Source organism: Streptomyces kunmingensis (assembly GCF_039533535.1).
Taxonomy (GTDB): Bacteria; Actinomycetota; Actinomycetes; order Streptomycetales; family Streptomycetaceae; genus Streptomyces; species Streptomyces kunmingensis.
In genome coordinates, this window is record NZ_BAAATS010000027.1 from 555,731 (window position 1) to 581,515 (window position 25,785).

Annotated in this window: 14 protein-coding genes and 1 tRNA gene; 4 read left to right on the plus strand and 11 right to left on the minus strand. The window is 70.1% G+C overall.

The genetic code is table 11. The features are described from left to right. Positions 1-58: 58 nt before the first annotated feature. The 3 genes from ABD366_RS30765 (at position 59) to ABD366_RS30775 (ending at position 6,831) form a co-directional block, all read left to right on the plus strand. Complete coding sequence (locus ABD366_RS30765; RefSeq protein ID WP_324769063.1) at positions 59-4,807, plus strand: ATP-dependent helicase; 4,749 nt, start codon at positions 59-61, stop codon at positions 4,805-4,807. Between the two features lie 354 nt (positions 4,808-5,161). Further along, the gene (locus ABD366_RS30770) at positions 5,162-6,004 is read left to right on the plus strand and encodes a DNA-formamidopyrimidine glycosylase family protein (RefSeq protein ID WP_324769061.1); all 843 of its coding nucleotides are present in this window, start codon (positions 5,162-5,164) and stop codon (positions 6,002-6,004) included. Positions 6,005-6,054: 50 nt separating this feature from the next. Then, complete coding sequence (locus tag ABD366_RS30775; protein ID WP_324769060.1) at positions 6,055-6,831, plus strand: SDR family NAD(P)-dependent oxidoreductase; 777 nt, start codon at positions 6,055-6,057, stop codon at positions 6,829-6,831. Positions 6,832-7,270: 439 nt separating this feature from the next. Here ABD366_RS30775 and ABD366_RS30785 read toward each other — a convergent pair whose 3' ends face one another. The 9 genes from ABD366_RS30785 to ABD366_RS30825 form a co-directional block, all read right to left on the minus strand. Beyond that, positions 7,271-7,744, minus strand: a complete 474-nt coding sequence (locus tag ABD366_RS30785) for a Dps family protein (protein ID WP_324769058.1) — start codon at positions 7,742-7,744, stop codon at positions 7,271-7,273. A gap of 159 nt (positions 7,745-7,903) precedes the next feature. Further along, entirely contained in the window at positions 7,904-8,284 is a 381-nt protein-coding gene (locus ABD366_RS30790) for a helix-turn-helix domain-containing protein (RefSeq protein ID WP_324769056.1), read from the minus strand. A 109-nt stretch (positions 8,285-8,393) separates the two neighbouring features. Then, positions 8,394-8,963, minus strand: coding sequence for a CinA family protein (locus ABD366_RS30795; protein ID WP_324769054.1), 570 nt, complete (start codon positions 8,961-8,963; stop codon positions 8,394-8,396). After that, complete coding sequence (gene pgsA, locus ABD366_RS30800; protein ID WP_324769053.1) at positions 8,960-9,772, minus strand: CDP-diacylglycerol--glycerol-3-phosphate 3-phosphatidyltransferase; 813 nt, start codon at positions 9,770-9,772, stop codon at positions 8,960-8,962. The genes ABD366_RS30795 and pgsA overlap by 4 nt, the downstream gene beginning before the upstream one ends. Continuing rightward, entirely contained in the window at positions 9,769-11,229 is a 1,461-nt protein-coding gene (rimO, locus tag ABD366_RS30805) for a 30S ribosomal protein S12 methylthiotransferase RimO (protein ID WP_324769052.1), read from the minus strand. Before rimO ends, pgsA begins: the two co-directional genes overlap by 4 nt. A 96-nt stretch (positions 11,230-11,325) precedes the next feature. Further along, positions 11,326-12,201 (minus strand): helix-turn-helix domain-containing protein, encoded by an 876-nt coding sequence (locus ABD366_RS30810; RefSeq protein WP_324769051.1) that lies wholly within the window; start codon positions 12,199-12,201, stop codon positions 11,326-11,328. Positions 12,202-12,419: 218 nt separating this feature from the next. After that, positions 12,420-15,173, minus strand: coding sequence for a DNA translocase FtsK (locus ABD366_RS30815; protein ID WP_324769050.1), 2,754 nt, complete (start codon positions 15,171-15,173; stop codon positions 12,420-12,422). Between the two features lie 115 nt (positions 15,174-15,288). Then, positions 15,289-15,969 carry a response regulator gene (locus tag ABD366_RS30820; RefSeq protein ID WP_324769049.1) on the minus strand — a complete coding sequence of 227 codons (681 nt, stop codon included), beginning with the start codon at positions 15,967-15,969 and terminating at the stop codon, positions 15,289-15,291. 274 nt (positions 15,970-16,243) lie between these two features. Then, on the minus strand, positions 16,244-21,730 hold the full coding sequence (locus tag ABD366_RS30825; protein ID WP_324769048.1) for a HAMP domain-containing protein: 5,487 nt from the start codon (positions 21,728-21,730) through the stop codon (positions 16,244-16,246). A 368-nt stretch (positions 21,731-22,098) separates the two neighbouring features. Here ABD366_RS30825 and ABD366_RS30830 point away from each other — a divergent pair, with 368 nt between their 5' ends. Further along, complete coding sequence (locus ABD366_RS30830) at positions 22,099-24,720, plus strand: SpoIIE family protein phosphatase (RefSeq protein ID WP_324769047.1); 2,622 nt, start codon at positions 22,099-22,101, stop codon at positions 24,718-24,720. Between the two features lie 82 nt (positions 24,721-24,802). Here the strand turns inward: ABD366_RS30830 and ABD366_RS30835 are convergent. Together ABD366_RS30835 and ABD366_RS30840 are read right to left on the minus strand one after the other, a co-directional pair. Next, positions 24,803-24,875, minus strand: a tRNA-Thr gene (locus ABD366_RS30835). Between the two features lie 75 nt (positions 24,876-24,950). Continuing rightward, positions 24,951-25,613 carry a DegT/DnrJ/EryC1/StrS family aminotransferase gene (locus ABD366_RS30840; RefSeq protein ID WP_324769254.1) on the minus strand — a complete coding sequence of 221 codons (663 nt, stop codon included), beginning with the start codon at positions 25,611-25,613 and terminating at the stop codon, positions 24,951-24,953. Between the last annotated feature and the right edge of the window lie 172 nt (positions 25,614-25,785).

The window sequence follows — 25,785 nt, forward strand, 5'->3', positions numbered from 1 at the left end:
GAACCAGTCATTTCCGCAGGTCACGGCCATTGTCAGTGGCGGGGTGCAGGATGGGGTCATGGTCAGGTCCAGGCAGGGCGCCCGCGGCGCCCTTGACGGGTTCTCCCCCGCGACGCGCGGTTGGTTCACGGGGGCCTTCTCCGCGCCCACACCCGCTCAGGCCGGAGCGTGGCAGGCGATCGGCGAGGGGTCGGACGTCCTGGTCGTCGCACCGACCGGTTCGGGCAAGACGCTCGCCGCGTTCCTCGCCGCCCTCGACCAGCTCGCCTCGACGCCCCCGCCCGCCGACCCGAAGAAGCGCTGCCGCGTCCTGTACGTGTCACCGATGAAGGCCCTCGCGGTCGACGTGGAGCGCAATCTGCGCAGCCCTCTGACCGGCATCCGCCAGGAGGCCGTGCGCCTCGGCATGCCCGAGCCCGAGGTGAAGGTCGGCATCCGCTCCGGCGACACCCCGCCCGCCGAGCGCCGCGCGCTGGCCACGCGCCCGCCGGACATCCTGATCACGACACCGGAGTCGCTGTTCCTGATGCTGACGTCGGCCACGCGCGATGCGCTGACCGGCATCGAGACGGTGATCCTGGACGAGGTGCACGCGGTGGCCGGCACCAAGCGCGGCGCCCACCTGGCGCTCTCCCTGGAGCGCCTGGACGAGCTGCTGCCCCGCCCGGCCCGCCGCATCGGCCTGTCCGCGACGGTCCGGCCGGTCGACGAGGTGGCGCGCTATCTGTCGCCGCAGCGCAAGGTGGAGATCGTCCAGCCGCCGTCCGGCAAGGAGTTCGACCTGTCGGTGGTCGTCCCGGTCGAGGATCTGGGCGAGCTCGGCGGCTCTCCGGTCGCCGACTCCGACCAGGGGGCCGAGCGCCCGTCGATCTGGCCCTCCGTGGAGGAGCGCATCGCGGACCTCATCGAGGCCCACCGTTCGACGATCGTCTTCGCCAACTCCCGGCGTCTGGCGGAGCGCTTGTGCAACAGGCTGAACGAGATCGCGTACGAGCGGGCCACCGGTGAGGCCCTTCCCGAGGACCACTCCCCCGCCGAGCTGATGGGCGGCTCCGGCGCCGCGACGGGCGCCCCGCAGGTCATCGCCCGCGCGCACCACGGCTCGGTCTCCAAGGAGCAGCGCCAGCTCGTCGAGGAGGACCTGAAGGCGGGCCGTCTGCCGGCCGTGGTCGCCACCTCCAGCCTCGAGCTCGGAATCGACATGGGCGCCGTCGACCTCGTCGTGCAGGTGGAATCACCGCCCTCCGTCGCCTCCGGCCTGCAGCGCGTGGGCCGTGCGGGCCACCAGGTGGGCGCAGTCTCCACCGGAGTCGTCTTCCCGAAGTACCGCGGCGACCTCGTGCAGTCCGCGGTGGTGACCGAGCGGATGCGCTCGGGCGCCATCGAGTCGCTGCGTGTCCCGGGCAACCCCCTGGACGTGCTCGCCCAGCAGTTGGTCGCGATGACGGCCATGGACACCTGGCAGGTCGACGACCTGCTGGCGCTGGCCCGCCGGGCGGCCCCCTTCGCCTCGCTCCCCGAGTCGGCGTTCACCGGCGTCCTCGACATGCTCGCGGGCCGCTATCCCTCCGACGCCTTCGCCGAGCTGCGCCCCCGCGTCGTCTGGGACCGCGTCGCCGGCACCGTCACGGGCCGCCCCGGAGCCCAGCGCCTGGCCGTCACCTCCGGAGGCACGATCCCCGACCGCGGCCTGTTCGGCGTCTTCCTCGCGGGCACCGACCCCAAGAAGGGCGGCGGCCGCGTCGGCGAGCTCGACGAGGAGATGGTCTACGAGTCCCGCATCGGGGATGTCTTCACGCTGGGCACCAGCTCCTGGCGGATCGAGGACATCACGCGCGACCGCGTCCTCGTCTCACCCGCCCCCGGCGTTCCCGGCCGGCTGCCCTTCTGGAAGGGCGACCAGCTCGGCCGCCCGCTCGAACTGGGGCGGGCGCTGGGCGCCTTCCTTCGCGAGGTAGGTTCACAGAAACCCGACGACGCGCGCGTGCGCCTCGCCGCCGCGGGCCTCGACACCTGGGCCGCGGAGAACGTGTTGTCGTACCTCGCCGAGCAGCGCGAGGCCTGCGGCCACATCCCGGACGACCGCACCATCGTGGTCGAGCGTTTCCGCGACGAGCTGGGCGACTGGCGCGTCGTCGTCCACTCCCCCTTCGGCGCCCAGGTGCACGCCCCTTGGGCGCTCGCCCTGGGCGCCCGGCTCAGCGAGAAGTACGGCATGGACGCCCAGGTCATGCACGCCGACGACGGCATCGTGCTGCGCCTGCCCGACGCCGATCTGATGGGCCTGGACCTCCTCGACCAGGAGCCGTCCAAGCCGGGCCTGGAGTACGACTCCGATCAGGCCCCCATCGGCGCCGCCGACGTCGCCTTCGACAAGGGGGACGTCGACCAGATCGTCACCGACCAGGTGGGCGGCTCGGCCCTGTTCGCCTCCCGCTTCCGCGAGTGCGCCGCCCGCGCGCTTCTGCTCCCGAAGCGCAACCCCGGCAAGCGCACACCGCTGTGGCAGCAGCGCCAGCGCGCTTCACAGCTGCTGGAGGTGGCCAGCGAGTTCGGCTCCTTCCCGATCGTCCTGGAGGCGGTGCGGGAATGCCTGCAGGACGTCTTCGACGTACCGGGGCTCGCGGAGCTGATGGGCGACATCGAGTCCCGCAAGGTGCGCCTCGTCGAGGTCACCACTCCGGAGGCATCCCCCTTCGCCCGCTCGCTCCTGTTCGGTTACGTCGCGCAGTTCCTCTACGAGGGTGACTCCCCGCTCGCCGAGCGCCGCGCGGCAGCGCTGTCCCTGGACTCCCGGCTGCTGGCCGAGCTCCTGGGCCAGGCCGAGCTGCGCGAGCTGCTCGACGCGGACGTCCTGGCCGAGCTCGAGCAGGAGCTGCAGTGGCGCACGGAGGACCGGCGGATCAAGAGCGTCGAAGGAGTCGCGGACCTGCTGCGTCTGCTGGGACCGCTCACGGACGGCGAGCTGGTGGAGCGGGGCGCCGAGCCCGGCTGGGCCGAGGAGCTCGCGTCCGCCAGGCGCGCCATCCGGGTCCGCGTCGCCGGCGCCGACCACTGGGCGGCGATCGAGGACGCGGGCCGCCTGCGCGACGCCCTCGGCACGGCCCTCCCGGTCGGTGTCCCCGAGGCCTTCACCGAGCCGGTCAAGGACCCCCTCGGCGACCTACTGGCCCGCTACGCCCGCACGCACGGCCCGTTCACCTCCACCCAGGCGGCGGCCCGCTTCGGCCTGGGCGCCGCGGTCACGGAGGGCGCCCTCCAGCGGCTCGCCGCGAACGGCCGGGTGGTCCAGGGCGAGTTCCACCCCGCGGGCATCGGCCAGGAGTGGTGCGACGCCACTGTGCTGCGCCGTCTGCGCCGCCGCTCTCTCGCCGCGCTGCGGCACGAACTCGAACCGGTACCGCCCGCCGCTCTGGCCCAGTTCCTGCCTCAGTGGCAGAACGTGAGCGGGCACGGCCTGCGCGGCATCGACGGTCTGGTGCGCGCCGTCGAGCAGCTCCAGGGCGCCTCCGTGCCCGCCTCGGCCCTGGAGAAGCTCGTCCTGCCCTCCCGCGTCTCCGGCTACGCTCCGGCGCTGCTCGACGAACTCACGGCCTCCGGCGAGGTGTTGTGGGCGGGCGCGGGCTCCCTGCCGGGCAAGGACGGCTGGGTCTCCCTCTACCTCGCCGACGCCGCCCCGCTCCTTCTGCCGCCTGCGCACCCCCTGGAGCTCACGCCGCTCCATCAGGCAGTCCTGGACAGCCTCTCCGGCGGCTACGGCCTGTTCTTCCGGCAGATCGCCGACCAGGTCCGCGCCACCACTCAGGATCTGGAGGGCCGGAGCGGCACTCCCCTCACCGCCACCGATCCCCAACTGGCCGACGTCCTTTGGGACCTGGCCTGGTCGGGCCGGCTCACGAACGACACGCTCGCCCCGTTGCGGTCCCTCCTCGGCTCGGGACGCACCGCGGGATCCACCGCCCACCGGGCCCGCAGATCCGTCCCGCGCGGCCGTTACGGAAGCCTGACGGCCGCCGCCAGAGCCACCTCGCGCACGGGCCCGCCCACCGTCGCAGGCCGCTGGTCGCTCCTGCCCGCCCAGGAGCCCGACCCGACCGTGCGCGGGCACGCCCTGGCCCGCACGCTTCTCGACCGGCACGGCGTGGTGACCCGTGGCGCGGTCGCCGCCGAAGGCATCGAGGGCGGCTTCTCGGCGATCTACCGGATCCTGTCCGTCTTCGAGGAGAGCGGGCAGGCCCGGCGCGGCTATGTGGTGGAGGGTCTCGGCGCCGCCCAGTTCGCGATGGACGGCGCGGTGGACCGCCTGCGTGCGGCGGCCAACGCGCAGGAGCGCGGGACGCCACCGCCCGACCCGTTCGGCCAGGCCGGCGCCCCGGCCGGCCGTTCGGCTCCCGCCCGCGCCCTGGTCCTCGCCGCCGCCGACCCGGCCAACGCGTACGGCGCGGCCCTCCCGTGGCCCGAGCCGCCCGCGCACGCGGGCCACAAACCGGGCCGCAAAGCCGGTTCCCTGGTGGTCCTGGTCGACGGCGAGCTGACGCTGTACATGGAGCGCGGCGGCAAGAGCCTCCTCGCCTGGCCCAGCACCGAGGAGGCCGACTCCGCCCCGCCGTCCGCCGCCCACCTCGCGGACGACCCCCGCCTGCCCGCCGCCGCCCAGGCCCTGGCCGAGGCGGCCCGCTCCGGCGCCCTCGGCACGATCACCGTCGAGCGGATCAACGGCGAGGCCGCGCTCACCGCCCCGTACGCCCCTCTCCTGGAAGGCTCCGGCTTCCACGCAACACCCCGAGGCCTACGCCTGCGCGCGTAAGAGCCGATCCCCCGGCCCCCACGCGGAGGCGCCCTGACACCCCGCGCCCCACCCGGACACTGGCTCCACCGAGCACACCCCCAACACGCGTAGAAGCCCGTCACCGATCCCTCGTCCCACGCGGAGGCTCCCCGACACCCGGCACTCCACCCCGACGTCACTCCACCGAGCACGCCCGCGCCCGCACAACCGCCCCCCAGGCCCGCGCCCCGCGCGTAGAAGCCCATCACCGACCCCTCACCCCACGCCGGGACGCCCCGACCCACCCCGCCCCCACATCGACGCCCCTCCCCCAAGCACGCCGGCCCGCCCGCACAACCGCCCCCGCGACAGCAGGCCGCCTACCCTGGAGGCATGCCCGAAGGAGACACCGTTCTGCAGGCCGCCAAGCGGCTGCACACCGCGCTCGCGGGCCAGGTCCTCATCCGCTCGGACCTGCGCGTCCCCCGGTTCGCCACGGCGGACCTCACCGGGCGCACGGTCCTGGAGGTCATCTCGCGCGGCAAGCACCTGATGACCCGTATCGAGGGCGACCTCACCCTCCACTCGCACCTGCGGATGGACGGCTCCTGGAAGATCTATGCCCCCGGCGAGCGCTGGCGCGGTGGCCCCGCCTTCCAGATCCGGGCCATCCTCGCCAACGAGTCGCACGCGGCCGTGGGCTACCGCCTCCCCGTACTCGAACTGCTGCGCACCAGCGAGGAGGAGAAGGCCGTGGGCCACCTCGGCCCCGACCTCCTCGGCCCGGACTGGGACCCCGACAAGGCATTGAGCAACCTGCGCAAGGACCCCGACCGCGCCGTCGGCGAGGCCGTTCTCGACCAGCGCAACCTCGCCGGCATCGGCAACGTGTTCAAGTCCGAACTCTGCTTCCTCCTGGGTATCACGCCCTGGCTGCCGGTCGGCGAGCTGGACCCCGACACCGCCGAGCACCTCCCGCTGCTCTCCAAGAAGCTCCTCGAGTTCAACCGTGACCGCCCCAACCGCGTCACCACCGGCCGCGCCGGCCCCGGCGAGCGCCTGTACGTCTACGGCCGAGCCTCGCGCCCCTGCCTGCGCTGCCGCACCCGGATCCGCGTGGCCGAACAGGGCGACGGCTCCCGCGAACGTCCCACCTACTGGTGCCCCACCTGCCAGCCGGGCCCACACCCCACCGGTCAAGCCGGACCCACCAGGCAAGCCCGGCCCACCAGATAACCCCGCCCCAGCAATTGACGGCCCGTCAGAAACACTCGTACGGTCCCCCCATGCCCGTCAAGGCGTACGACCTCACCGGCCGCACCGCACTCGTCACCGGCGCCGCGAGCGGCATCGGACGTGCCTCGGCCGCGCTCCTCGCCGAGGCAGGAGCCACCGTGCACTGCGCGGACCGCGACGCACAGGGCCTGCACGAGACGGCGGCCCTCGTCGAAGAGAGCGGCGGCACGGCCCACACCCACACCCTGGACGTGTCCGACCGCACACAGATCGCCGAGGCCGTCAGAGCCGCGGCCGCCCCCACCGGCACGCTGGACATCATGGCCGCCATCGCCGGAGTCATGCACAACAGCCCCGTCCTGGAGACCCTCGACGAGGACCTGGACCGCGTACTCGCCATCAACTTCAAGGGCGTCCTGTACGCCTGCCAGGAGGCGGCCCGCACGATGATCGCGGCCGGCACCCCCGGCAGCATCGTCACCATGGCGTCGGGCGCGGTCGACACGGGCGGCCCCGGCCTCCTCTGCTACGGCGCCGCCAAGGCCGCCGTGGTCCAGCTCACCAAGACTCTCGCCACGGAGGTCGGCCGTCACGGCATCCGCGTCAACGCGGTCGCGCCGGGCTGGATCCGTACCCCGATGACGACCCGCCACGACGAGAGCGCCCAGGCCCACACGGAATCCCTGATGGTGCGCATGGCCCCGCTCGGCCGGGTCGGCGAACCGGAGGACATCGCACACGCGGTGCTGCATCTGGCCTCGGACGCCGCGGCGTTCACGACCGGTCAGATCCTCCGTCCGAACGGCGGCGTCGCCATGCCTTGGTGACCCGCCCCCGCATCCCCGCCTCGACACTCCACCCCGCCCGTCCTGCCCGCCCCCCGTGCCGCGCCCGCCCCCCGTGCCGCGCCCGCGCCCCGTGCCGCCCCGACGCACCGGCGACGCCCGCCGCCCGCGACTTCGGCAGTGCGTGCACCGGCAGCAGACTCAGCCCCCAGCCCCCCGCGGCCACCGCCCCCTCGAATGCTCCCGCGTCCGGCGCGAAGGCCAGCCGCAGCACACCCCACCACCACAGCCCGCCGAGCACCAGGCCCGGTATCCAGCGCAGCAGCCGCCCTGCCACGACCGCTCACCTCCGCCCGTCACCCGGACCTCGCGCCTCGAACGCCGAACACCTGCCACCGGCCTCGACAGGGCGTACCGAGGGGCGCGTCACGAGCCCCGTGACACGCCCCCGCACTCCGCACCGCCCGTGCGGCTACCGGATTCAGCCGCGGTTCTCGGCCTGGAACATCCAGTGGTGCTTCTCCAGATCAGCCGTGATGCCGATGAAGATGTCCTGGCTCACCGGGTCCGCCTCACCGGTCGCCTCGATCCGCTCGCGCATACGGGTGATCACCGCGCCGAGCGCCTCCACGAGCGTCCCCACGGCATCCGTGTCCTTCACCCAGCCGTCCGACACCGCGCCGATACCGCTGCTGGCGGCCACGGTCTTCGCCCGTCCGTCCGGCGGGACGCCCAGCGTCGAGGCCCGCTCCGCGACCGTGTCGGAGTGCTGTCGAGCGGTGTCCACCACCTCGTCGAGCTGGAGGTGCACGGAACGGAACCGGGGACCGACCACGTTCCAGTGGACCTGCTTCGCCACCAGGGAGAGGTCCACCAGATCCACGAGCGCGCCCTGGAGCGCCTCGGACACGGTCTTCAGGTCAGCATCGGACAGCGGACTCTTCACGACGTACATCCGTTACCTCCGTAGTGAAATCACGCTCAACGATGGCATAGATGCACTATTACGGACACACGAGAAGACGAATCCGGAATCTTCGGCCTGGGGCGGACAGCCGAAAGCCCCGACCTTGTTCCCAGCCGGGGCTTCCTCGAATTCACACTGCGCAAGGCGCTACGCCGCTACGACGTCGACCGCCTCCGCAGGCGCCTTGATGGTCACTCGTTCCGGCGGGACGCCGGTCACGGAGACCGCATTGAGCATCGGACGAACCGGTGCGCGCACCGGTTCCGACGGGACCGCTGCTGCCGACTCGGCCAGCTCCGCGAGAGCGAGCTCGTCACTCACCTCGCGCATCAGCTCGGACATCCGTACGTCAAGCGCGTCGCAGATAGCGGAAAGCAGCTCGGAGGATGCCTCCTTCTGCCCCCGCTCCACCTCGGAGAGATAGCCGAGCGAGACTCGGGCGGACGAGGAGACTTCGCGCAGAGTACGGCCCTGGCGCTGGCGCTGCCGACGCAGCACGTCACCCAGCAGGCGACGGAGCAGAATCATCGGTGGCTCCCTCCTCGGACCGCGTAGCCGCATCCTTCACGCCCCACCGTACCGCCTCGTGCGGCGGCCGTGCGGGGAGCGATGTCGTGTTCACTCAGGGCTGCAAACATCAAAACCCCCCGTTCTGTTCCGTATCCTGTGCCCGCGCATTCCCACGACGTTCGTCGGAACACCCTCCGACCAGCTCTTCCATGATGAGGCCGAGCACGCTGCGTACACTCTCCCTACGGATTTCCGTACGGCCGCCGTTCAACCGCAGCTCGAGCACTTTGCGGCTACCAGCGAAATTACGTGTGCCCTTCGGCGCACTGTTCCGGGGCCCCACGGCGGCCACGTAGACGGTGCCTACCGGCTGTCCGTCCTGCGGCTCGGGCCCGGCGACGCCGGTCGTGGCGATCCCCCAGTCCGCGCCGAGCGCTTCCCGAACACCCGCCGCCATCTGCAGCGCGACGTCGGGATGGACGGGTCCGTGCGCGGCCAGCAGGTCGGCATCGACACCGAGCAGCTCGTGCTTGAGCTCGGTCGCGTACGCCGTGACCGATCCGCGGAAGGCCTTCGAGGCGCCGGGCACCGCCACCAGCTCCGCGGCGACCAGGCCACCGGTCAGCGACTCGGCCACGGCGAGGGTCTCCCCCCGCGCGATCAGCAGCCGCAGCGCCTCGACAGCCTCGTCCGTCACTTCTCGGCCGCCTCCGACGACGCAGCTTCCGAAGACACGGCTCCCGAAGGCGCGGCACCCGAGGGCGCCGCCTCCGACGTCGCAGCCTCCGAGGACACGACTTCCGAAGACGCGGCTTCCGAAGACACGGTCCCCGACGACGCGGCCTGGGACACGGCCGCCGCGACCGCCACCTCCGCCAGACCCGCGCGCCGCAGCACGACCGCCTGGCGAACGTAGTCGAGCCCGGTCAGCACGGTCAGCGCGACGGCCACCGCCATCACCCAGAACCGGAACGTGGCGAGCGGCCCGGTCAGCGCCAGCACGTACATCCCAACGGCCGTGCCCTGCGCGAGCGTCTTCATCTTGCCGCCGCGGCTGGCCGGAATGACTCCGTACCGGATCACCAGGAAACGCATCAGCGTGATCCCGAGCTCACGCCCGAGGATGACGCCCGTCACCCACCACGGCAGATCCCCGAGGGAGGACAGACAGATCAGCGCCGCGCCCATGATCGCCTTGTCGGCGATGGGGTCGGCGATCTTCCCGAAGTCGGTGACCAGGTTGTACGTACGCGCCAGATGCCCGTCGAAGACATCGGTGATCATCGCGACGGCGAACGCCGCCCACGCCCAGGCCCGCCACGCCGGGTCGTACCCGCCGTCGGCCAGCATGAGCATCACGAACCCGGGCACGAGCAGCAGCCGCACCATGGTCAGGAGATTGGCGACGTTCCACAGGCTGGCCTGATCGACGGCCGCAGCGCCCAGCTTGCCGCCGGGCGCCGGCGTGCCGGTCCCGCCCGTGGCGGATGCCGGGACTCCGGTCATCTGGCCGCCTCCTCAAACCTGTCGAGCGGCTCGGCGACGAGGTCCACGCCCTCGGTGCCCACCACCTTTGCCTCGACCATACGGCCGACGCTCAGTCCGGCGCCGCCCGTGAGCCGCACCTGCCCGTCCGTCTCGGGCGCCTGGTGCGCGCCGCGCCCGACGACACCGTCCTCGTCGTCCACGGACTCCACGAGCACCTCGACGGTCTCGCCCAGGCGCTCCTCGGCCCGCTGCGACACCAGCTGCTCGGCAAGGCGCGACACGCGCGCGAGGCGCTCGGCGACGACGTCCTCGTCCAGCTTGTTCTCGTACGTCGCCGCTTCCGTGCCCTCCTCGTCGGAGTAGCCGAACACACCGATGGCGTCCAGCCGCGCGCCGTTCAGGAAGCGCTCCAGCTCGGCGAAGTCGGACTCGGACTCACCGGGGAAGCCCACGATGAAGTTGGACCGGACACCGGCCTGCGGTGCCTTGCTCCGAATGGTGTCGAGCAGCTCCAGGAAGCGGTCGGTGTCACCGAAGCGGCGCATCGCGCGCAGCACGCCGGGCGCCGAGTGCTGGAAGGAGAGGTCGAAGTACGGGACGACCTTGTCGGTGCCCGTCAGGACGTCGATGAGGCCGGGCCGCATCTCGGCGGGCTGCAGGTAGCTGACGCGGACCCGCTCGATCCCGTCGACGGCGGCCAGCTCGGGCAGCAGGGACTCCAGAAGGCGGATGTCGCCCAGGTCCTTGCCGTACGACGTGTTGTTCTCGGAGACCAGCATGACCTCCTTGACGCCCTGCTCGGCGAGCCAGCGCGTCTCGTTCAGCACGTCACTGGGGCGGCGCGAGATGAAGGAGCCGCGGAACGAGGGGATGGCGCAGAACGAGCAGCGCCGGTCACAGCCGGAGGCCAGCTTCACGGAGGCGACGGGCGCCCCGTCGAGCCGGCGGCGCAGCGGCGCGCGCGGCCCGGACGCGGGCGCGAGCCCGTCGGGCAGGTCCGCCGGGGCGTGGCCGGGAAGCGCGATCCCGGCACCGGCCTCCTGGCGCTCGGCAGGGCTGATCGGCAGCAGCTTGCGCCGGTCGCGCGGGGCGTGCGCCTCCACATTGCCGCCGGAGAGGATGGTCTGCAGGCGGCCGGAGATGTCCTCGTAGTCGTCGAAGCCGAGTACGCCATCGGCCTCGGGCAGAGCGTCGGCGAGCTCCTTGCCGTACCGCTCGGCCATGCAGCCGACGGCCACGACGGCCTGGGTTCTGCCATGGCCCTTGAGATCGTTGGCCTCGAGCAGGGCGTCGACGGAGTCCTTCTTGGCGGCTTCGACGAAGCCACAGGTGTTGACGACGGCGACATCCGCGGACTCGGCGTCCTCGACGAGCTCCCAGCCGTCCGCCTCCAAGCGGCCTGCGAGCTCCTCCGAGTCCACCTCGTTACGGGCGCAGCCAAGGGTGACAAGTGCGACGGTACGGCGTTCGGGCATGGACTCAAGACTACTTTGTTCCACTGACAGCCCTCGCCGCGAGGGTTACCGAAGGATCGCCCAGGTCATCGTCGAGGCCGTCGCGGGGGCCGTCGCTCAGCCGACTTCGGGGTCGCCCTTCGTGTACGTGAGGCGCTCGACCTGGCCCGGCTGGAACTCGTCCTCGATCTGCTTGCCGTTCACGAACAGCTGTATGGCACCCGCGTCACCGAGCACGAGATCGATCTTCTGGCTGTCCTGGAACGTCTTGGTCTGCCCCTGTTCGAGCAGTCCGTCGAACATGATCCGCCCGTTGTGATCCTTCGCCGAGATCCAGCTGCGTCCGTCCGCGGCGTTGAGCTTGACGGTGACCTTGTCCTGGGGAGCCGCCGCGATCGCGCTGTCGGACGGGTCCGGCTTCGGGTCGGTCGGCTTCTTGGTCGAGGGACTCGGCTTCGGGGCGGGCTTGCTGGTCGCGGGGGTGGCGCCCTCGGCGGCCTGCTGCTTGTCGCCGTCGTCGCCGCCGTTGACCACGGTGTAGCCCACGAAGGCGATGACGGCCACGATCGCGGCGACCATGGCGGCGGTCCAGTTGGGCCGGCGCGGCTCGGAGCGGATGCGCTCGGCCTCGAACAGCGGCGTGGCGGGTGTGGGCGCGGGCCGGTTGCCGTGCTCGGCGCCGTACTGCTCGAGGAGCGGCTCGGGATCGACGCCCACGGCGCGCGCCAGCGTCCGGATGTGCCCGCGCGCGTACACGTCGCCGCCGCAGCGGGAGAAGTCGTCCTCTTCGATGGCGTGCACGATCGGGCCGCGCACCCGGGTGGACTGGCTCACCTCGTCGACGGTCAGCCCCGCGGCGATACGTGCCTGCTGAAGGGCACGACCGATCGAGGGCCCGTCGTCCGCGCGCGGGGTGCTGTCATCGGAAGGACGGTCTTCTGAAGGACGGTCTTCCGAAGGACGGTCGTCTTCAGGGGAGTTGCCGATGGACACGGGGGCGCCTTTCGAGCGTGTAACCACCTGCTGGAGGTTCAGTCTAGGGGGGGTACGAAAGGGTGGGGCAACCGGGCGGTCGGACTTTGTACGCCATCAGAATGGCCCGACATCCCGATGGTGGGACAAGAAGTTGTCCCTTCCCTCAACTTGACGTACTCGTTGGGGAAACGGTTGCCCCGGATCCCCGTACGAGTGACATCAAAATCGAAAGATCCTCAGGATTGAGTCTCCCCGCGGATCACTGCGAGCACTCCGTCCAGTTCGTCCGGCTTCACGAGGACGTCGCGGGCCTTCGAGCCCTCGCTGGGTCCCACGATGTTGCGCGACTCCATGAGGTCCATCAGGCGTCCGGCCTTGGCGAAGCCCACCCGGAGCTTGCGCTGCAGCATGGACGTGGACCCGAACTGGGTGGAGACGACCAGCTCGGCGGCGGCGCACAGCAGCTCCAGGTCGTCGCCGATGTCCTCGTCGATCTCCTTCTTCTGCTTGGTGCCCACGGTGACGTCGTCCCGGAAGACGGGCGCCATCTGGTCCTTGCAGTGCTGCACGACGGCATGGATCTCGTCCTCCGTGACGAAAGCGCCCTGCATACGGGTCGGCTTGTTCGCGCCCATCGGGAGGTACAGGCCGTCGCCCTTGCCGATGAGCTTCTCGGCACCCGGCTGGTCGAGGATGACGCGACTGTCGGCGAGGGAGGAGGTGGCGAAGGCGAGGCGCGAGGGCACGTTCGCCTTGATGAGACCCGTGACGACGTCGACCGACGGGCGCTGCGTGGCGAGCACCAGGTGGATGCCGGCCGCGCGCGCGAGCTGCGTGATCCGCACGATGGCGTCCTCCACGTCACGCGGAGCGACCATCATCAGGTCGGCGAGCTCGTCGACGATCACCAGCAGGTACGGGTACGTCTTCAGCTCCCGCTCGCTGCCCTCGGGCGTCTTGAGCTTGCCGTCGCGGATCGCCTGGTTGAAGTCGTCGATGTGCCGGTAGCCGAACGCGGCGAGGTCGTCGTAGCGCAGATCCATCTCGCGCACGACCCACTGGAGCGCCTCGGCGGCCTTCTTCGGGTTGGTGATGATCGGCGTGATGAGGTGCGGAATCCCCTCGTACGCCGTCAGCTCCACGCGCTTGGGGTCGACGAGGACCATCCGGACGTCCTCGGGCGTGGCCCGCATCATGACCGAGGTGATCAGGCAGTTGATGCAGGACGACTTGCCGGATCCGGTGGCGCCGGCCACCAGGATGTGCGGCATTTTCGCGAGGTTCGACATCACGTAGCCGCCCTCGACGTCCTTGCCTAGCGCGACCAGCATCGGGTGCTCGTCCTCGGCGGCGTCGGCGAGGCGCAGCACGTCCCCGACGTTGACCATTTCGCGGTCGGTGTTGGGGATCTCGATGCCGACCGCCGACTTGCCGGGGATGGGGCTGATGATCCGGACGTCCGGGGAGGCGACGGCGTAGGCGATGTTCTTCGCGAGGGCCGTGATCTTCTCGACCTTCACGGCGGGGCCGAGCTCCACCTCGTAGCGCGTGACCGTCGGACCGCGTGTGAAGCCCGTGACGGCCGCGTCCACCTTGAACTCGGTGAAGACGGTCGTGAGCGAGTCGACCACGGCGTCGTTGGCGGCGCTGCGCGACTTGCCGGGCCCGCCGCGCGTCAGGAGGTCGAGCGAGGGCAGCGCGTACGTGATGTCACCGGCGAGCTGGAGCTGCTCGGCGCGCGGCGGCAGGTCCCGGGCGTCGTCGGGCGAGGACTTGGTCAGGTCGGGCACGGCGAGCTTCGACGGCGTCGGCTCGGGCTCGGCGGCGACCGGCGCGGACTTCTTCCCCCGGGCCGTCGGCACGGGCGCCGTGCGCTCCGGCGCGGGGGTCTCCCCCGAGCGCTCCCCGCGTTCGGTGCCGACGCCCTGCGTGAGGTCGGCGACGAGCGGCGACGGCGGCATGCCGTGCAGCACGGCACCGTCCAGCGCGGCGGCGGCTGCGGCGGCCACGTCCACCGCGTCCATGCGGCGCTCCATGGCGGGCTGCACGGACGTGCGCCTGCCCCTGCGCCGCTTGGAGAGGGCGTCTTCCTCTATGCGGCCGGGATCGTAGGTCTCGGGGGCCGCGGAGCGCCGCCTCGCGGGCGGGGGCGCGGCCTCGCGCCACTCCTCGTCGTACTCCTCGGCGGCGAACTCCTCCACGGCCAGGTCGTCGTGGACGATGCCGAGCCGCACGCCGAGCAGCCGAAGCCGCTGCGGGATCGCGTTGACCGGCGTCGCGGTGACCACGAGCAGCCCGAAGACGGTGAGCAGGACGAGCAGCGGGACCGCGAGCACCTCGGTCATCGTGAAGCTCAGCGGAGTCGCGGCGGCCCAGCCGATGAGCCCGCCCGCGTCCCTTATGGCCTGCATACCGTCGTCGCGCGCCGGCGAGCCGCACGCGATGTGCACCTGTCCTAGCACGCCGACGACGAGGGCGGACAGGCCGATCACGATGCGCCCGTTGGCCTCGGGCTTCTCCGGGTGCCGGATGAGGCGTACGGCGATCAGGCCGAGCAGTATCGGCACCAGCAGGTCGAGCCGGCCGAACGCGCCGGTCACCAGCATCTCGACGAGGTCGCCGACCGGGCCGCGCAGATTGGACCAGGTACCGGCCGCGCAGATCAGCGCGATGCCGAGCAGCAGGAGCGCAAGCCCGTCCTTGCGGTGCGCCGGGTCGAGCCCCTTCGCGCCGCGCCCTATGCCGCGGAACATCGCTCCTACGCTGTGCGCGGCGCCGAGCCACAGGGCGCGTACGAGCCTGTACAAGCCCCCTGTGGGGCTGGGCGCCGGCTTGGGCGCGGGCTTCTTCGCCGCGGCCTTCTTCGCGGGCGCCTTCGCCACGGCCTTCTTGGCGGCAGCTCTTTTCGCAGGGGCCTTCTTCGCCGGAGCCTTGGTCGGCGCGGCCGCCTTTTTCGCGGGCGACTTCTTGGCTGCGGGACGTGAGGCCATAGGTGTGAGGTTACCGGGGGAGGCGCCCGCGTACACGTGTGCCCAGCGCTTCACCCTTTTGTGTCGCGAACTGGCGGTACCAGAACTGACGCGCCCTCAAAGCCCGGGCAGGGCCTCAGCTCTGGGACGGCAGCGAGGGCGCGCCGTTGCCCGTACCGGGCTCCAGCGCGTCGAGCGCCCGGCGCAGACCGGTCAGTTTGCGCTCCAGGTGCGCTGCGGTGGCGACGGCTGCCGCGTCCGCGGAGTCGTCGTCGAGCTGCTTGGACAGCGCCTCGGCCTGCTCCTCGACCGCGGCGAGCCGCGCCGACAGCTCGGCGAGCAGCCCCGCGGGCTCCTTCGCGTCGCCGACCGACCGGCCGCCGCCCTCCAACTGGAGGCGAAGCAGCGCGGCCTGCTCTCTGAGCTGGCAGTTCTTCATGTACAGCTCCACGAAGACCGAGACCTTCGCGCGCAGCACCCACGGGTCGAACGGCTTGGAGATGTAGTCCACCGCGCCCGCCGCATAACCACGGAACGTGTGGTGCGGACCGTGGTTGATCGCCGTGAGGAAGATGATCGGGATGTCCCGGGTCCGCTCCCGGCGCTTGATGTGCGCCGCGGTTTCAAATCCGTCCATTCCGGGCATCTGAACGGCCAACAGAATGACCGCGAAATCGTCCGTGAGCAGCGCCTTGAGCGCTTCCTCCCCGGACGATGCCCGCACCAGCGTCTGATCGAGCGCGGAGAGAATGGCCTCCAGCGCCAGCAGATTCTCCGGCCGGTCATCGACCAGGAGGATCTTGGCCTTCTGCACCATGGCCCGCCCTCCTCGCCCCGGCATGGGGCCGCCCCTGTCCGCAGGATTCGAGGCGACTTCTGTCGCCGCCCCAGGGGACGACTCCCTTGCGCCGTCCGTCCTTGTGCCGGTCATCGTAGCCGCACCCCGCTCGCCGCCACACCCTGTCACCGAGATGTCACTGTGCACGTAGCAGAAACGCAGTGGGAGACCAGAAGGTTCCCCGGTTACCGCGCTTCTACACGGACACGGCCACACTCAGTCAGCAACTTCGCGTGAAAGTTTCGGATTCCGATCACTCACCACTCATCCACTGCTCCATCACGGACAGCAGGTGATCGGGATCCACCGGCTTCGTGACGTAGTCGGAAGCGCCGGACTCGATCGCCTTCTCCCGGTCGCCCTTCATCGCCTTCGCGGTGAGCGCGATGATCGGCAGTCCGGCGAACTGCGGCATCCTGCGGATCGCCGTCGTCGTCGCGTAGCCGTCCATCTCCGGCATCATGATGTCCATCAGCACGACCGTCACATCGTCGTGCTGCTCCAGGACTTCGATGCCCTCCCGCCCGTTCTCCGCGTACAGCACCGACAGTCCGTGCTGCTCCAGGACGCTGGTGAGCGCGAAGACGTTGCGGATGTCGTCGTCGACGATGAGCACCTTCTCGCCGCCGAAGTGGAACGATCGCCGCACCTTGGGAGTGCCCTGCGTCTCGATCTCGTCCCAGTGCTGCTGCGCGGGCGTCGGCTGCCCGGAGAGCGCCGAGCGCGCCTCCGATGCCGGGGTGGGGCGGCGACGGCGCCGGAACAGCGCCGCGGCACCGTTCTGCGTCTCCTGGTACGACTTCACCTCCGCCGGGGTCTCCACCTCGGACGGCTCGGGCGCGGCATCCAGGGCCAGCGGCCGGCCGGGCTCGACGGCCGGGGCGAGCTGCGTGTACCCCTGGGGCGGCAGCTCGCTCGGGTGCAGCGGCAGGTACAGCGTGAACGTGGAGCCGCGGCCGGACTCGCTCGCCGCGTGGATCTCGCCGCCCAGCAGGCGGGCGATCTCCCGGCTGATGGAGAGCCCCAGGCCCGTACCGCCGTACTTGCGGCTGGTGGTGCCGTCGGCCTGCTTGAACGCCTCGAAGATGACCCGCATCTTGCTGGCCGCGATACCGATACCGGTGTCGGTCACCGAGAAGGCGATCAGATCACCGTCCGCCTCCCGCAAGGAGCCCGCTTCCAGGAGCTGTTCACGGATGGCGTTCGGCACGTCGGCGCCCGCCGGCCTGATGACGAGCTCCACCGCGCCGGAGTCCGTGAACTTCACCGCATTGGAGAGCAGGTTGCGCAGCACCTGAAGGAGGCGCTGTTCGTCGGTGTGCAAGGTGGTGGGCAGCTCCGGCGACACCCTTACGGAGAAGTCGAGTTGCTTCTCCGCGGTCAGCGGCCGGAACGTCGCCTCTACGTAGTCGACGAGCTGCACCAGGGCGATACGCGTCGGAGAGACGTCCATCTTGCCCGCCTCGACCTTCGACAGGTCCAGGATGTCGTTGATCAACTGGAGCAGGTCGGAACCCGCCCCGTGGATCGTCTCGGCGAACTCGACCTGCTTCGGCGTGAGGTTCGCGTCGGCGTTGTCGGCAAGCAACTTGGCAAGAATCAGCAAGGAGTTGAGCGGAGTGCGCAGCTCGTGCGACATGTTCGCGAGGAACTCGCTCTTGTAGCGCATCGACACCGCGAGCTGCTCAGCGCGCTCCTCCAGGACCTGCCGCGCCTCTTCGATCTCGGTGTTCTTCACCTCGATGTCACGGTTCTGCTGAGCGAGCAGTTCGGCCTTCTCCTCCAGCTCGGCGTTGGACGCCTGGAGGGCCTTCTGCCGGTTCTCCAACTCGGCGGACCGCTCGCGCAGTTGCTCGGTCAGCTCCTGCGACTGCTTCAGCAGCACTTCCGTCTTCGTATTGACGGAGATCGTGTTGACGCTCGTCGCGATCATCTCCGCGATCTGCCCCAGGAAGTCCTTCTGGATCTGCGTGAACGGCGTGAAGGACGCCAGCTCGATCACGCCGAGCACCGTGCCCTCGAAGAGCACGGGGATCACGATGACCTGCGCCGGCGGCGCCTCACCGAGCCCGGAGGCGATCTTCAGGTAGCCGCTGGGCGCGTTGTCCACGAGGATCGTGCGCCGCTCCTGCGCGGCCGTCCCGATGAGCGTCTCGCCGGGTCGGAACGACGTCGGCATGGAGCCCATCGAGTAGCCGTAGCTGCCGCACATACGCAGCTCGTACGCGTCCTCGGGCGCGGTCGTCGGATCGGCGCCGTCGTCCAGCGGCAGCGCCAGGAAGAACGCGCCGTGCTGCGCCGAGACCACCGGCGTCAGCTCGCTCATGATGAGCGAGGCCACGTCGTCGAGGTCGCGACGGCCCTGCATCAGACCCGAGATACGGGCGAGGTTGCCCTTCAACCAGTCCTGCTCCTCGTTGGCGATCGTGGTGTCGCGCAGGTTGGAGATCATCTTGTTGATGTTGTCCTGGAGGACCTGGATCTCGCCCGCCGCGTCGACGTCGATCTTCAGATTGAGGTCACCGCGCGTCACCGCGGTGGCGACGGCCGCGATGGCGCGCACCTGCCGGGTCAGGTTCCCGGCCATCTCGTTCACGGACTCCGTCAGGTCGCGCCAGGTGCCGTCCACGTCGCGAACCCGCGCCTGACCGCCCAGCTGCCCTTCCGTGCCCACCTCACGCGCCACCCTGGTGACCTGCTCGGCGAAGGACGACAGCTGGTCGACCATCGTGTTGATCGTCGTCTTCAGTTCGAGGATCTCGCCCCGCGCGTCGATGTCGATCTTCTTGGTCAGGTCGCCCTTGGCGATGGCGGTCGTCACCATCGCGATGTTGCGCACCTGGCCGGTGAGGTTCGACGCCATGCCGTTCACGGACTCGGTGAGGTCCTTCCACGTGCCGGCCACGCCGGGTACGCGGGCCTGGCCGCCGAGGATGCCGTCCGTGCCCACCTCACGGGCCACCTTGGTGACCTGGTCGGCGAAGGAACTCAGGGTCTTCACCATCGTGTTGAACGTGTCGGCGAGCTGCGCGACCTCGCCGCGCGCCTCGATCGTGACCGTACGGGTCAGGTCGCCGTTGGCCACGGCGTTGGCGACCTGGGAGATGTTGCGCACCTGCATGGTCAGGTTGTTGGCCATCAGGTTGACGTTGTCGCTCAGGTCCTTCCAGATGCCGGTGATGCCGGACACCCGCGCCTGCCCGCCGAGCTGCCCCTCGGTGCCCACCTCGCGCGCGACGCGCGTCACCTGCTCGGCGAAGGACGACAGCTGATCGACCATCGTGTTCACCGTGGTGACGAGTTCGAGGATCTCGCCCTTGGCGTCGACGGTGATCTTCTTGGAGAGGTCACCGCGCGCTACAGCTGTAGTGACTTCGGCGATGTTGCGCACCTGAAGGGTCAGGTTGTTCGCCATGCCGTTCACGGACTGCGTCAGGTCCTTCCACGTACCCGACACACCCTGCACCTCGGCCTGGCCGCCGAGGATGCCGTCCGTACCCACCTCGCGGGCCACCCGCGTGACCTGCTCCGCGAAGGCCGAGAGCTGGTCCACCATCGTGTTGAGGGTGTTCTTCAGCTCCAGGATCTCGCCACGCGCGTCCACGTCGATCTTCTGCGACAGGTCACCGCGCGCCACCGCCGTGGCCACCTGCGCGATGTTGCGCACCTGGGCCGTGAGGTTGCCCGCCATGCCGTTCACGGAGTCCGTCAGGTCGCGCCACACACCGGCGACGCCGGGCACCTGCGCCTGACCGCCGAGCCGCCCCTCGGTGCCCACCTCGCGGGCCACGCGGGTCACCTGGTCCGCGAAGGCGGAGAGCTGGTCCACCATCGTGTTGATGGTGTTCTTCAGCTCCAGGATCTCGCCGCGCGCATCCACGTCGATCTTCTGCGACAGGTCACCGCGCGCTACAGCTGTAGTGACCTGAGCGATCTGCCGCACCTGAGAGGTCAGGTTCCCCGCCATGAAGTTGACGGAGTCGGTGAGCTCCTTCCACGTACCGCTCACACCGTCCACACGAGCCTGACCGCCGAGGCGGCCCTCCGTGCCCACGTCGCGCGCCATACGGGTCACCTGGTCGGCGAAGCTGGAGAGCTGGTCCACCATCGTGTTCACGGTGTTCTTCAGCTGGAGCATCTCGCCGGAGACGTCGACCGTGACCTTTTGCGACAGGTCACCGTTGGCCACCGCCGTCGTCACCTGGGCGATGTTGCGCACCTGACCGGTGAGGTTGCGGAAAGCCGTGTTGACGGAGTCCGTCAGGTCCTTCCACGTACCCGCGGCGCCCACCACGAGCGCCTGGCCGCCCAGCTCGCCCTCGACGCCGATCTCCCGGGCGACCCGGGTCACCTCCGAGCCGAAGGCCGAGAGCTGGTCGACCATGGTGTTGACGGTGTTCTTGAGCTCCAGCATCTCGCCGGCGACATCGACGGTGACCTTTTGCGAGAGGTCACCGTTGGCCACCGCCGTCGTGACAGTGGCGATGTCACGCACCTGCGTGGTGAGGTTCCGGAAGACCGTGTTGACGGAGTCCGTCAGGTCCTTCCAGGTACCGGCCGCGCCCGGCACGTTGGCCTGCCCGCCGAGCTGCCCCTCGGCCCCGACCTCGTTGGCGACGCGGGTGACCTCGTCCGCGAACGTACGCAGCGTCTCGGTCATCTGGTTGATCGTCTCGGCGAGCTGGGCGACCTCGCCGCGCGCCGAGACCGTCACCTTCTGCGAGAGGTCGCCGTTCGCTACAGCTGTAGTGACCTGAGCGATCCCACGCACCTGGGCGGTCAGATTGCCCGCCATGAGGTTCACCGAATCGGTGAGGTCCTTCCACACGCCGGCCACACCGGGCACCTGGGCCTGCCCGCCCAGCTCACCCTCCGTGCCCACCTCACGGGCCACCCGCGTGACCTCGGAGGAGAACGAGGACAGCTGGTCCACCATCGTGTTCACGGTGTTCTTCAGCTCGAGCATCTCGCCCGCGACGTGAACCGTGACCTTGCGGGACAAGTCGCCCTTGGCCACCGCGGTGGTGACGAGAGCAATGTCACGCACCTGTGCGGTGAGTCGGTACGCCATCGTGTTGACCGAATCCGTGAGGTCTTTCCACGAACCGGACATTCCACGTACGCGCGCCTGTCCACCCAGCTTGCCCTCGGTACCCACTTCACTGGCCACACGCGTGACCTCGTCGGTGAACGTGGAGAGCTGGTCGACCAGGTTGTTGACGGTCCGCCCGACCTTCAGGAACTCGCCCCGCAACGGATGCCCTGTCCCGTCCGGCACCTGGGAGCGCAGCTCCATCCGTGGTGACAGGTCACCTTCCGCGACCGCCGTGAGCACCCGGCCGACCTCGGAGACGGGTCGTACGAGATCGTCGACGAGCGCGTTCGAGGCGTTGATGGCGGCGGCCCAGGAGCCCTCGCAGGCGCCCGTCTCCAGGCGCTCGGTGAGCTTGCCCTCACGGCCGACCATCCGCCTCACCCGTGACAGTTCACCGGTCAGATGCAGATTCCGGTCGGCCACCTCGTTGAAGACAGCCGCGATCTCGGACATCACGCCGTCACCGCTGACAGTGAGCCGCTTGCGGAAATTACCGTCGCGCATCGCGACGAGACCTGCCAACAGCCTGTTCAGCGCCGCAGTATCCACCGTTGTGGTGCCATTGCGCGGCTTGTGCTGTTTATTCAGGGACTGTCCGCCTTCTGCGCGCGCTTTCCTGCCCCGCGTCGGTGCGCCAGACTCCACTGTGTCCCTCCCGCAGGGGTCGACCAGAACTGCTTGGGTTGCTCGGGTTCGCTTCTACCGCCGCATCGGCTTCTCGATGCGTCCTATCCGGAAGCTTGCCCAGTGTTTCACCCTGGCCGAACCAGGCCATAACAGTTCGGCAGCTTCGCACACCCTCCGCACACCCTCCGGACGGAAACTCCGGCGACCGGCATCCGCATGGACGGCGAAGGTAAGTAACCTTGGCAGCGGCTGTCCACCCACCCCGGTCCGCCCGGCCCGGGCGGTGGCGGAAAACGAGCGGGCATCGGAGGGGCGGCCGCGACATGGGTACGGGAGACCTGGGCCTCGATACTCGTACAGCGAGTACAACTCGTACAAGGAGTTCTGTGATCACCGCGCGCGCGGCTGCCACCTTCGAACCGGTCGGGCGATCCGTCGCGACCGCGCGTTCCTTCGTGCGCGACACCCTGCAGGGGTGGGGTTACGCCGACATCATCGACGACGCCGTGGTCCTCACCAGCGAACTCGTGACAAATGCCGTGGTCCACGCGGGCACGTCCGCGGAGGTCCTGTGCCTGCGCGGTGACGATCATGTCCGTATCGAGGTCTCCGACCGTTACCCGGAGCGTGAGATCCCGCTCCAGTCCTCCGCGATCAACATGGGCAGCCCCGACCGCGAGGGCGGCCGCGGCCTCCAGCTCTGCGCGGCGCTCGCCGGCCGCTGGGGCGTCGACTATTCGGCCACGCACAAGCAGGTCTGGTTCCAGATCGATCTCCCTGAGCGCTCCGTGGGCACCCGCGCCGCGGGCCCTGTGCTCCCCATCGACCTCCTGCCCCTCGCCGACGAGCGCGTCCGCGTCGCGGTCGTACAGATCGACAAGACCGGAGCGATCACCGCGTGGAACGAGGACGCGGAGCACCTCTTCGGTTATGCCGCCGACCTCGTCATGGGCAAACCCCTCACCGACCTCGCCGCCTGGCCCCACACCCCCGGCACCAGCACGGGCATCGCCGACGCGCTCCAGCTCTCCCGCTGGGAGGGCAGCTACGGCATCCGCAGCGCCAGCGGTCGCGTGAACCCGGTCTACGCCTCGCACCTGCGCGTCCGCGACACCGACGGCGACCCGTCCACGGTCTGCCTCCTCGTACGCGATCACGAGCGCGCCGTCCTGCAGACGCCGCTGCGCCTCCCGTCGCCGGACAGCGGCGGCCACTCCGACAGCCAGGGCGCGGACCCGTTCGAGGTCTTCATCGGCTCTCCGGCCCCGGACGACCTCGACGGCCTGCTGCAGCGCACGGTCGAGCGGGCCCGCGACATGCTCGACGCCGACTCGGCGTTCCTGCTCCTGGCCACCGACGACGAGACCGAGCTGGAGGTCCGTGCCTCCACCGGCCTGCCCTCGGCGCGCCAGCGCTTCGCCAGAGTCCCGGTCGAGGTCGGCCCCGGCCGCTACGGTTCGGCGCGGATGCCGGCCGTCCACGAGGACCTCGATCAAGTCCCGGGCGCGGTCCCCCTGTTGAGCGGTACGGGGATGCGCTCGGTCGTCACGGTCCCGCTGAAGGTCGAGGGCCGACTCACCGGCTCCCTCGGCGTCGCGGCCGAGGCCCCCGACCGGTACTCCAACGAGGAGGCGCTGCGCCTCCAGTTCGCCGCCGACCGCATCGCGATGGCCGTCGAGTCGGCCCGCCTGGGCGAGCTCGAGAAGCTCCGCCGCGGCTCCCTCAGCTTCCTCGTCGAGGCCTCCGACCTGCTGGCCGGCACTCTCGACCGGGATCAGACCCTGGCGCTCATGGCCCAGATGACGGTCCCCACGCTCGCCACCTGGTGCGCGGTCTACATGATCGCCGACCAGGCCTCCGACCCGTACCTCTCCTACGTCCTGCACGAGGACGAGGACCGCATCGACGGCCTCAAGGCCCTGCTTTCCAAGATCGCCCCGCCGGATCCCGTGCCGACCCCGGGCGCCCGCGTCTGGCCTGCCCCCGCCGAAGCGGCCCACCAGGCGGCACTCCGTACGTCGATGCGCAGCCTGGGCCTGGGAGAGCCGGCCAGCGTCAGTTCGGGCATCGGCACGACCCTGGCGACAGCTTCCGCGGTCGGCGGCGAGACGGTGGTCCTGCCGCTCGTCGCCCGTAACCGCGTCATCGGCATGCTCACGCTCGGCAAGCCCACGGACGAGCACTTCCGGCAGGAAATCCTCGAGCTGGCCGAGGACTTGAGCCGCCGGGCGGCGCTGGCTCTGGACAACGCGCGCCTGTACTCGGAGCGCATGGCCATCAGCCAGTCCCTCCAGCGCAGCCTCCTCCCGCCGGAGCTTCCGCACGTCCCGGGCGTCGAGGTGGAGGTCATCTACCGCGCGGCCGGTGAGGGCAACGAGGTGGGCGGTGACTTCTACGATCTCTTCCCGATCCGCGACGGCGCGTACGGCTTCGCGATCGGCGACGTCTGCGGCACGGGCCCGGAGGCCGCCGCGGTCACCGGCCTGGCCCGCCATGCGCTGCGTCTGCTGGCCCGCGAGGGCTTCGGCGGCCCGGCGGTCCTGGAGCGCCTGAACGCGGCAATCCTGGATGAGGGCGCCCGCAGCCGCTTCCTGACGCTGCTCTACGGGGAGTTGTGGCCGCAGGAGGACGGTTCGGCGGTCCTCAAGATGGTCTGCGCCGGCCACCCGCTCCCGCTCCGCCTGCGTCAGAACGGTTCGGTGGAGCCGTTCGCGGAACCGCAGCCCCTGCTCGGTGTGATGGACGACCTCGAACTGTACGAGCAGACGATGACGCTCGATCCGGGCGATGTCCTGCTCTGTGTCACCGATGGCATCACGGAGCGCCGCGAGGGCACGCGCATGCTCGGCGACGACGGCCTGGCCGAAGTCCTGTCGGGTTGTACGGGCCTGACGGCCGGTGCGGTGGCGGCGCGCATCATGCGGGCGGTGGAGCGGTTTGCGGCGGACGCCCCTTCGGACGACATGGCGATCCTCGCGATGCGCGTCCCCGGTATCCAGCACGACTGATTCGGCGGGGGCGGCAGCCAGTTGGGGGCGGGAGCAACAGAAAAAGGCTCCCGCCCGATCAGGGCAAGAGCCTTAATTGCAGAGCCCCCAAGCGGAATCGAACCGCTGACCTTCTCCTTACCATGGAGACGCTCTACCGACTGAGCTATAGGGGCCTGTTGCTTGTGCGGTTTCCCGCTCGGCAACGAAATAAAGCATACCTGAAGTTCGGGCCCTCTCGAACCGGCCTTCTAGAAGGCGGGTTGCAGCAGTCCACCCAGTGCGTTGCATGCCGACACGACGCGTTGGAGCTGCTTTCGCGACATCGTTCCGTCGACGGGCAACGCCAGTGTTTCGTCGGCGGCCCGTTCGGTCTCGGGCAGCACCACATCACGCCGGAACGCGGGCAGTCGGTGCACGGGCGTTTTCACCGGCACACTGCACTCGACGCCTTTGCCGCGCAGAACGCGGGCGAAGGCGTCCCGGTCGGGCCGCCCGTTGCCGGGGACTCGCACGACGTACTGCTGGTAGGTGTGCGCTTCGTGCCCGTCGGGTGTGCGCACTCCGTTGAGCCTCGCGCTCAGGTAGGCGGCGTGCGCCCGCCGTTGTGCCACTTCGGCGTACGGCTTCTCGGATTCGCCTTGTTCGAGTACGAGGAGTCCGTGCCTGTTGCCGAGGTCGTGCAGCCGCGCGATGTCGGCCCGGTGTCCGAAGCGGTGGACGGCGATGACGGCCGCGGTGCGCGTGTTCACGAGGTCGGTGACGTGCGCGGGATCTATGCAGTAGGTGTCCGCGTCGATGTCCGCGAAGACGGGAGCCGCTCCGGCGTGTACGACGGCTTCGGCGACCTCGGGGTTTCCGTAGGCCGGCACGATCACTTCGTCTCCGGCTCCGACGCCTGCGGCTTGCAGCATTGCAACTGTGCCCATGGCTTGGATGGTGGTGGGGGAACGTGAACGCGAGATGACGGACAACAAAAAAGCCTCTGGCCTCGAGCGAAATGCTCGAGGCCAGAGGCTTTTTATCAAAATTAGTTCGGCGGCGTCCTACTCTCCCACAGGGTCCCCCCTGCAGTACCATCGGCGC

Bases quoted from the DNA above. Each gene is read 5' to 3' on its own strand.
- ABD366_RS30775 (WP_324769060.1), top strand. From the start codon at position 6,055: ATGCCCGTCAAGGCGTACGACCTCACCGGCCGCACCGCACTCGTCACC.
- pgsA (WP_324769053.1), bottom strand. From the start codon at position 9,772: ATGACCGGAGTCCCGGCATCCGCCACGGGCGGGACCGGCACGCCGGCG.
- ABD366_RS30840 (WP_324769254.1), bottom strand. From the start codon at position 25,613: ATGCTGCAAGCCGCAGGCGTCGGAGCCGGAGACGAAGTGATCGTGCCG.
- ABD366_RS30785 (WP_324769058.1), bottom strand. From the start codon at position 7,744: ATGTACGTCGTGAAGAGTCCGCTGTCCGATGCTGACCTGAAGACCGTG.
- ABD366_RS30790 (WP_324769056.1), bottom strand. From the start codon at position 8,284: ATGATTCTGCTCCGTCGCCTGCTGGGTGACGTGCTGCGTCGGCAGCGC.
- rimO (WP_324769052.1), bottom strand. From the start codon at position 11,229: ATGCCCGAACGCCGTACCGTCGCACTTGTCACCCTTGGCTGCGCCCGT.
- ABD366_RS30815 (WP_324769050.1), bottom strand. From the start codon at position 15,173: ATGGCCTCACGTCCCGCAGCCAAGAAGTCGCCCGCGAAAAAGGCGGCC.
- ABD366_RS30770 (WP_324769061.1), top strand. From the start codon at position 5,162: ATGCCCGAAGGAGACACCGTTCTGCAGGCCGCCAAGCGGCTGCACACC.
- ABD366_RS30765 (WP_324769063.1), top strand. From the start codon at position 59: ATGGTCAGGTCCAGGCAGGGCGCCCGCGGCGCCCTTGACGGGTTCTCC.
- ABD366_RS30820 (WP_324769049.1), bottom strand. From the start codon at position 15,969: ATGGTGCAGAAGGCCAAGATCCTCCTGGTCGATGACCGGCCGGAGAAT.